At 44.3% G+C, this 9,472-nt stretch carries 7 protein-coding genes; 3 read left to right on the forward strand and 4 right to left on the reverse strand.

The window, feature by feature from the left end; all coding sequences use genetic code 11:
- The first annotated feature begins 34 nt into the window (after positions 1–34).
- The 3 genes from pflB (at position 35) to GKR48_RS14220 (ending at position 4,299) form a co-directional block, all read left to right on the forward strand.
- On the forward strand, positions 35–2,317 hold the full coding sequence (gene pflB / locus GKR48_RS14210; protein ID WP_036951811.1) for a formate C-acetyltransferase: 2,283 nt from the start codon (positions 35–37) through the stop codon (positions 2,315–2,317).
- A 112-nt stretch (positions 2,318–2,429) separates the two neighbouring features.
- Positions 2,430–3,224 carry a pyruvate formate lyase 1-activating protein gene (gene pflA / locus GKR48_RS14215; RefSeq protein WP_154628552.1) on the forward strand — a complete coding sequence of 265 codons (795 nt, stop codon included), beginning with the start codon at positions 2,430–2,432 and terminating at the stop codon, positions 3,222–3,224.
- A gap of 223 nt (positions 3,225–3,447) precedes the next feature.
- Complete coding sequence (locus tag GKR48_RS14220; RefSeq protein ID WP_154628553.1) at positions 3,448–4,299, forward strand: BPSS1780 family membrane protein; 852 nt, start codon at positions 3,448–3,450, stop codon at positions 4,297–4,299.
- Between the two features lie 137 nt (positions 4,300–4,436).
- Here the strand turns inward: GKR48_RS14220 and serS are convergent, their stop codons facing one another.
- The 4 genes from serS to GKR48_RS14240 form a co-directional block, all read right to left on the reverse strand.
- The gene (serS, locus tag GKR48_RS14225) at positions 4,437–5,729 is read right to left on the reverse strand and encodes a serine--tRNA ligase (protein ID WP_154628554.1); all 1,293 of its coding nucleotides are present in this window, start codon (positions 5,727–5,729) and stop codon (positions 4,437–4,439) included.
- Positions 5,730–5,834: 105 nt separating this feature from the next.
- Entirely contained in the window at positions 5,835–7,178 is a 1,344-nt protein-coding gene (locus GKR48_RS14230) for a replication-associated recombination protein A (protein WP_336431174.1), read from the reverse strand.
- A 24-nt stretch (positions 7,179–7,202) separates the two neighbouring features.
- Entirely contained in the window at positions 7,203–7,823 is a 621-nt protein-coding gene (lolA, locus tag GKR48_RS14235; protein ID WP_036951825.1) for an outer membrane lipoprotein chaperone LolA, read from the reverse strand.
- Positions 7,824–7,909: 86 nt separating this feature from the next.
- Positions 7,910–9,472, reverse strand: a 1,563-nt coding sequence (locus tag GKR48_RS14240; protein WP_255425047.1) for a DNA translocase FtsK, incomplete at its 5' end; no start/stop codon positions are given.

Genomic DNA, 9,472 nt, shown 5'->3' on the forward strand with positions numbered 1-9,472 from the left:
CCTCAAAGATCCATTGTTAAAAGGTAAAAGTATCATGTCCGAATTAAATGAAAAATTCGCTTTAGCATGGCAAGGTTTTAGCCAAGGTGACTGGCAGAATAACGTCAACGTCCGTGACTTTATTCAGAAAAACTATACTCCGTATGAAGGTGATGAATCTTTCTTAGCAGGCTCTACTCCAGCGACTGATAAGCTGTGGGAAAAAGTCATGGAAGGGATCAAAATCGAAAACCGCACTCACGCGCCAGTTGATTTTGATACAGACGTTGCTTCAACAATCACTTCCCATGATGCGGGTTACATTAGCAAAGACTTAGAAACTATCGTTGGTTTACAAACTGACGCACCTCTGAAACGTGGTCTTATCCCGTTCGGTGGTATCAAAATGGTTGAAGGTTCATGTAAAGCTTACGATCGTACTTTAGATCCTAGCCTGAAAAAAATCTTCACTGAGTACCGTAAAACCCATAACCAAGGTGTTTTCGATGTTTATACTCCAGACATCTTAAAATGCCGTAAATCAGGTATCTTAACCGGTTTACCAGATGCTTATGGTCGTGGTCGTATCATCGGTGACTACCGTCGCGTTGCGCTGTACGGTATTGATTTCCTGATGAAAGACAAGTTCAACCAATTCACTTCTCTGCAAGAAAGATTAGAGAAAGGTGAAGACCTGCAAATGACTATCCAACTGCGCGAAGAAATTGCTGAACAGCACCGTGCACTGGGTCAAATCAAAGAGATGGCTGCTAAATATGGCTACGACATCTCGGGTCCTGCAACTAACGCACAAGAAGCAGTTCAATGGACTTACTTCGGTTACTTAGCCGCTGTTAAATCTCAAAACGGTGCAGCAATGTCATTTGGTCGTGTATCTACGTTCTTAGACGTGTACATCCAACGTGACTTAGAAGCAGGTAAAATCACAGAAGAACAAGCGCAAGAACTGATTGACCACTTAGTCATGAAACTGCGTATGGTTCGTTTCTTACGTACTCCTGAATACGATGAGCTGTTCTCTGGTGACCCAATCTGGGCAACAGAATCACTGGCTGGTATGGGTCTTGATGGCCGTACTATGGTGACTAAAAACACCTTCCGTTTCCTGAACACACTGTATACCATGGGCCCATCTCCAGAGCCTAACATGACTATCCTGTGGTCAGAAAAACTGCCAATGAACTTCAAAAAGTTCGCAGCAAAAGTGTCAATCGATACTTCATCTGTACAGTATGAAAACGATGACTTAATGCGCCCTGACTTCAACAATGATGACTACGCAATCGCATGTTGCGTGAGCCCAATGATTGTTGGTAAACAAATGCAGTTCTTCGGTGCTCGTGCAAACTTAGCGAAAACTATGCTGTACACCATCAACGGTGGTGTGGACGAAAAACTGAAAATGCAAGTCGGTCCTAAACATGCTCCAATCATGGACGAAGTTCTTGATTTCGATACCGTGATGGACAAAATGGACCACTTCATGGATTGGTTAGCAACTCAGTATGTCACTGCGCTGAACTGCATCCACTTCATGCACGATAAATACAGCTATGAAGCAGCTCTGATGGCACTTCATGACCGTGATGTTTACCGTACAATGGCATGTGGTATCGCGGGTCTGTCTGTTGCAGCTGACTCACTGTCTGCAATCAAATACGCCAAAGTTAAACCAATTCGTGACGAAGATGGTATTGCTATCGACTTCGAAATCGAAGGTGAATACCCACAATTCGGTAACAACGACCCACGTGTTGATGACATCGCTTGTGACTTAGTAGAACGTTTCATGAAGAAAATCCAGAAACTGCCTACTTACCGTAACGCGGTACCAACTCAGTCAGTTCTGACCATCACTTCTAACGTTGTGTATGGTAAGAAAACAGGTAACACCCCAGATGGTCGTCGTGCTGGCGCACCATTCGGACCGGGTGCTAACCCAATGCACGGTCGTGACCAAAAAGGTGCGGTTGCATCACTGACTTCAGTCGCTAAACTGCCATTTGCTTACGCGAAAGACGGTATTTCTTATACCTTCTCTATCGTTCCAAATGCATTAGGTAAAGACGACGAAGTGCGTAAAACTAACTTAGCGGGTCTGATGGATGGTTACTTCCACCATGAATCCTCTATCGAAGGTGGCCAGCACTTAAACGTGAACGTCATGAACCGCGAAATGCTGCTAGACGCGATGGAAAACCCAGAGAAATACCCGCAATTGACTATCCGTGTATCAGGATACGCAGTGCGCTTTAACTCTCTGACTAAAGAACAGCAGCAAGACGTTATTACTCGTACTTTCACCAGTACTCTGTAAGACTTTGCTAAGATTCTATAACGTAAAATAAATAAAAGGCCCCTCCCATTGGGGCCTTTCTATCTTAGTCAAAGATAACAAATTATAATTCTACATTCTGTGAGTTCCTGCTATGTCAACAACGCAAAAGACTATTCCAACGACTGAAATTTCGACCACCTCGCCACCTGCGACGTTTGGACGAATTCACTCCTTCGAATCCTGTGGTACCGTCGATGGACCAGGGATCCGCTTTATTGTCTTCTTCCAAGGCTGCCTAATGCGCTGCTTGTATTGCCATAACCGTGATACGTGGGATACCCATACCGGTAACATGGTCACCGTTGATGAGCTAATGAAAGAAGCCGTCACTTATCGCCACTTTATGAATGCAACGGGCGGTGGCGTAACCGCATCCGGCGGTGAAGCTATTTTACAGGCTGATTTTGTCCGTGATTGGTTCCGCGCTTGTAAGAAAGAAAACATCCATACCTGTTTAGATACTAACGGGTTTGTTCGTCGTTATGATCCCGTCATTGATGAGCTGATGGAAGTCACTGATCTTGTCATGCTTGACTTAAAACAGCTTGATGATGAGATCCACCAAAAACTCGTTGGCGTTTCCAATCATCGCACCTTAGAGTTTGCTCGCTACCTCGCTAAGCGCAATCAAAAGACCTGGATCCGCTATGTCGTCGTCCCAGGCTGGAGTGACGATGACCACTCAGTCCATATGCTCGGTGAATTTGTCAAAGATATGGATAACATCGAAAAAATTGAATTGCTCCCTTACCATGAACTCGGCAAACACAAATGGGAAACCATGGGTGAAGAATACAAACTTGATGGCGTGAGACCACCGTCAAAAGAGGTAATGGAAAGAGTAAAAAGCATCCTCGAAAGCTACGGCAAAAAAGTCATGTACTAATTTAAAATGGGGCTTCCTTCGGGGAGCCTCTTTATTATCCCTTCTTCTACACCATCCTACCGGCTTTCATAATCCTACCGACTCTCACGCAACCAGATTACTCTGCTTTGATAATGTTGAGTTTTTAGGCATAATCCACAAGTTAAATTTAATTTATAAATCAATAGCAGCATAACACTATAATAAACATTGCTGATTCATCACTACGAATAGGTCATTTACCATGAATAATGAACACGATCATGTCGATAACGACATATCACCTGTAACGCCAGCACCTGAAACACCATCACCTCAAGAGCCCGTTGATAGTTTTGTATTTACGCCTGAACCTCGCGCCGTTCAAGCAGGAGAAGGCGTTGAATGGATCAGCCAAGCGTGGGCGCTGGTCAAAGAAAAATTAGGCATGTGGATCCTGATTAACGTTGTCTTTTTCCTGATTATCTTTGCCATGGCTTTTCTGCCCATTGTTAGCATGTTTGTCAGTTTTGTTACTCCTGTTTTCGTCGGGGGGATCATTGCGATTTGTGAAAACCAACGCAAAACTGGCGAAGCGGATATCGGCTTACTTTTCTCAGGGTTCCAAAAGAAATTTGGTGAACTATTTGCCATCGGTGCCATAAACTTTGCTGCCAATATGGTCGGAATGTTAATTGCATTTCTGATTGCTGGCTCAGCCATTTTTAGCTTAGTGATGCAAGCTGACCAATACGATGGTATTTCAGACGCAGCCTTGTTTGCATCAACGGGAACATTTGTATTTGCAGGCATTATCATGGCATTAGCCAGCTTATTTGGCACAGCACTAACGTGGTTTGCCCCTGCGCTTATCATGAATCATGATTTCAAAATTGGCACCTCTATCTCCGCCAGCTTACAGGCAGTGAAGAAAAACCTATTACCCGGTTTCTTATTCTTCCTGATTGCCATGGTGCTAATGTTTGTTTCTATTATTCCATTCGGCTTAGGATTATTTATCTCAATGCCAATTATGTACGCAACTTACTACAGCACGTACCGCAGTATCTTTTTTACCGATACTAAACAGTCACAAACCAGTTCATTGATTATGTAAGTAAGACAGATATGGCGCCATTTTTTCTTTGAAAATTTGGCTCCAACTATTTGTATTATAGCCAATACTGTTGAATTCATAAAAAAGGCTGAGCTCAGTCTAAAACCAAGCTCAGCCTTCAACGTCAAATATATCAATTAACCGATATATTCTAAGCCATTCATATACGGACGTAATACTGCGGGCACTTCAATACGGCCATCCGCTTGCTGGTAGTTTTCTAACACAGCAACCAGAGTACGGCCAACAGCTAAACCAGAACCATTCAATGTATGAACCAGTTGGGTTTTCTTGTCGCTCTTACCACGGAAACGCGCTTGCATACGGCGAGCTTGGAAGTCCCACATGTTTGAGCAAGAAGAAATCTCACGGTATGTATTTTGCGCCGGCAGCCAAACCTCTAAATCGTAAGTCTTACGTGAACCGAAGCCGATATCCCCAGTGCACAGCAGAACTTTACGGTATGGCAGTTCCAGTAATTGCAGAACTTTTTCCGCGTGACCCGTTAACTCTTCCAGTGCCGCCATTGATTTTTCTGGATGCACGATTTGCACTAATTCAACTTTATCAAATTGGTGCATACGGATAAGACCACGAGTATCACGACCATAAGAACCCGCTTCTGAACGGAAACATGGTGTATGAGCCGTCATTTTCAGAGGAAGTGAATCTTCATCTAAAATTTCATCACGCACTAAGTTAGTTACTGGCACTTCTGCAGTTGGGATCAATGCATACGTGCTACTATCTGCTTCTTCTTCCAACGGTTTAGTGTGAAATAAATCTTCACCAAATTTTGGCAACTGACCAGTACCATACAGCGTGTCATGGTTAACTAAATAAGGAACATACAGCTCTTGATAGCCATGCTGTTCAGTGTGTAAATCCAGCATAAATTGCGCTAATGCACGGTGCATACGCGCAATTTGACCTTTCATCACAACAAAACGAGCACCTGTCAATTTCACTGCCGCTGGAAAATCTAAACCACCAGCCAGTTCACCTAAGCTCACATGATCTTTAACTTCAAAATCATATTGGCGAGGTGTTCCCCAACGAGAGACTTCTAAGTTTTCAGAGTCATCTTTACCGTCAGGCACTTCATCATCAGGTATATTCGGGATACTTAATGCAATATCACGGATTTCTTGTTGCAGTTTGTCTAACTCTGCTTTAGCAGCATCCAATTTTTCGCCTAATTGGTTCACTTCCAGACGTAATGGCTCAATGTCTTCACCACGCGCTTTTGCTGCACCAATTGTTTTCGATCGCGAGTTACGGTCTGCTTGCAGGGTTTCAGTTTCAACTTGTAAAACTTTGCGGCGTTCTTCTAATTCACGCAGCTTTTCCACATCAAGGGTAAAACCCCTGCGAGCCAGTTTTGTAGCAACCGCGTCTAGCTCCGTACGCAGTAAATTTGGATCGAGCATGCTAGTCCTGTGATTTTGTTAGTCAATTGTGAAAGCGAATATAACGCGCTCCGGCGTTATATTTAGATTATTTTATTGCGTTATAACCTTACCGCATTGACCCGATTAGCGATAGCGTTTTGTTGTGCTAATTTGATCTTGTTGGGCTAACCAGTCGAGTTTTTCAGCAATTTTGCCTTCTAACCCGCGCGCGGTGGGATAATAATATTGTGTCGCTTTCATCGGCTCAGGGAAATAGTTTTCACCTGCCGCGTAAGCATTAGGTTCGTCGTGAGCATAACGATACTCTTTACCGACGCCTAACTCTTTCATTAATTTGGTAGGGGCATTTCTTAAGTGTTCAGGCACATCATAATCTGGCTGCATTTGAGCATCTTTGATAGCCGCTTTATAGGCGGTATACACGGCATTACTTTTCGGTGCACACGCAAGGTAAACAATGGCTTGAGCAATCGCTCGCTCCCCTTCTGCTGGCCCTACACGAGTAAAGCAATCCCACGCTGAAATCGCCACTTGCATGGCTCGAGGATCGGCATTTCCGACATCTTCAGAGGCAATCGCTAGTAAACGACGAGCTACATACAAAGGATCTCCACCCGCAGTAATAATTCGCGCATACCAATAAAGCGCAGCATCAGGGGCTGAACCACGAACTGATTTATGCAGCGCAGAAATCAAATCATAGTAACGGTCGCCTTTATTGTCGAAACGCGCCGCACGCTCGCCACTCACTTCTTTGAGTAACTCTGCGGTTAGCACTCGCTGACCTTGGCTATTCGCCTCAGCCATATCCGACATCATTTCCAGCAGATTCAGTGAGCGCCTTGCATCCCCATTAACCAAGTCGGCAATCATTTTTCGGGTGCTATCTGGAAGAACGATATTTTGACCTCCTAAACCCCGAGTGCTATCGCCCAATGCCTGTAATAGCACCTCTTCAATTTCACTACTTTCTAAAGATTTTAATAGATAGACTCTTGCACGAGAAAGCAGTGCCGAGTTGAGTTCGAATGAAGGATTTTCAGTAGTCGCACCAATAAAAGTGATGGTACCGTCTTCAATATGAGGTAAAAAAGCGTCTTGCTGGCTTTTATTAAAGCGGTGAACTTCATCCACAAACAAAATGGTTCTTCGCCCCGCACTGCGATTTTGGCGCGCTTTTTCGATGGATTCGCGGATCTCTTTGATCCCCGAAGTTACCGCCGAAATACGCTCGATATCCGCTTGTGCGTAGTGACCAATAATTTCAGCCAAGGTCGTTTTCCCCGTTCCCGGAGGTCCCCACAAGATCATTGAATGTAAATGACCCGCCTTAATCGCACGTGGTAATGGTTTACCTTCGGCAAGTAAATGCGTTTGACCGATATATTGTTCAAGGGTTTCCGGCCGCATACGCGCAGCCAGAGGTTGGAATTCATTTTGTGAAAAATCGAGAGATAAGTTACCCACGAGACCCTCTTTACCCCCTAGATATTAGTGAGCGCGAGAACGCTGGTCATCCAATGTGACCCCTTTTGGTACCGTAAATTTGAATTTACTTGGGTCAACTGGGCCATTTTTTTGCTGCTTTAATTGATACGCACTGGTTTGCCCATCTTGTTCAACCGCAGCAAATTTCTCAATCGTCCCTTGTGGGTTAACCGTAATAGAGAAACTTTTTAATGTACCGTTAGATTGTTTTGGTTTCAGATCAAACGTATTGCCTTGTTGGACAATAGAATACTGTTTCCAATCCTGCGGATTGTTGCGTGTTAATAGCAGGAATGGCGTATCTTGGGTAGCATCGGCTAAATTTGTCACCGTTACTTGCTCAACAAATGGGTTGTAAAACCACAGATTTTTACCGTCTGATACCAGAACACTTTCATCCGGCGAAGTCATATTCCAGTTAAATAAGTTAGGGCGTTCAATCCACAAGTCACCAACACCCTCTTGGATGAGATCACCTTCTGGGCTAGTCACTTTCTGAGAGAAGCTCGCTTGGAAGCTATTCACTTTACTCAGACGATCTTGAAGGTCTTGACTCGCATCTGCCAATACTTGACCTACGTTTAAACTCAGGGCTAATGCACCTAACAACATCATTTTTTTCATCGAGAAAAGACCTTAAAATTAATACCATAAGGGGCGTATGTCTTTATACACCCCTTGAATTAAACCAGCAATTAGCACATGAAATATTAATATCCCATTGATGGTGGCGCTAATACTTCTCGGTTACCGTTATGCCCTGGTTCACTGACAATTCCTTGGTCTTCCATTTGCTCAACAATCCGAGCTGCACGGTTGTAACCGATACGGAATTGACGTTGTACACCGGAGATAGATACCCTTTGTTTTTCAACAACAAATTCGACAGCTTGGTCAAATAACGGGTCAAGATCTTCATCACCATTATCTGAACTTCCGCCACCTTCACTATCATCACTACACGTTGTGATGCTATCAATATATTGCGGTTTTCCACGCGCTTTCCAATCATTCACAACTGCGTGAACTTCTTGGTCACGGACAAATGCACCATGAACACGAACAGGAATGGATGAGTTTGGTGGCAGATACAGCATATCCCCCATACCCAATAGTGATTCCGCACCACCTTGGTCAAGAATAGTACGTGAGTCAATTTTACTCGATACCGTAAAGGCGATACGCGTTGGAATATTGGCTTTAATTAACCCGGTAATGATATCAACAGATGGACGCTGGGTCGCTAAAACGAGGTGAATACCCGCTGCACGCGCTTTTTGTGCTAAACGAGCAATCAACTCTTCCACCTTCTTCCCTGCGGTCATCATTAAGTCCGCAAATTCGTCCACCATCACCACGATATAAGGTTCTTTTTTCAGCATTGGATGTTCCATATCCATACTGTCACCCGGCTTCCAGAATGGGTCTGGGATTGGGCGATTCATATCCGCTGCCGCTTTAATCTTATCGTTGTAACCCGCGAGATTACGTACACCTAAAGCTGACATCAGTTTATAACGGCGTTCCATTTCATTGACACACCAACGCAGCGCATTCGCCGCGTCTTTCATGTCGGTAACAACTTCAGTTAACAGATGCGGGATCCCTTCATAGATAGACAGTTCCAGCATTTTCGGGTCAATCATAATAAAGCGTACATCTTCAGGTTTCGCTTTATATAAGATACTGAGGATCATCGCGTTGACCCCAACCGATTTACCGGATCCCGTTGTACCCGCCACTAGTAAGTGCGGCATTTTTGCCAAGTCGGCAACAACCGGGTCACCTTCAATATCTTTCCCTAACACTATCGTCAATGGCGATGGATTTTTTCTAAAATCATCACAATCTAAAACTTCACTCAAGTAAACGGTTTGACGTTTTTCGTTAGGTAATTCTAGACCAACATACGGTTTACCTGGGATCACCTCAACAACACGAACCGCCGTAGTCGACAATGAACGCGCAAGATCTCGAGACAATGTGGAAATTCGAGCCGCTTTAACTCCCGGCGCAAGATCCAACTCAAAGCGAGTAATCACCGGTCCCGGAGAGAAGCCAACGACTTCAGCCTTAACACGATAATCATTCAAACGTGCTTCAATTAGCCTTGCGGTTTGCTCTAATTTGAACATATCCACTGGCTCTTCTTGTTCCGGTGGGCTCGCCAGCAGGTCAAGAGATGGCATTGGCGTCGTCGGTTTTGGTAACGGTTGGTCGTTACGCACTAAGAATGGGTGGAATAAGCTATCCTGCTGTGGCTGCTGTGGCTG

The sequence above is a fragment of the Providencia sp. wls1943 genome, from assembly GCF_009706275.1.
GTDB lineage: Bacteria > Pseudomonadota > Gammaproteobacteria > Enterobacterales > Enterobacteriaceae > Providencia > Providencia zhijiangensis.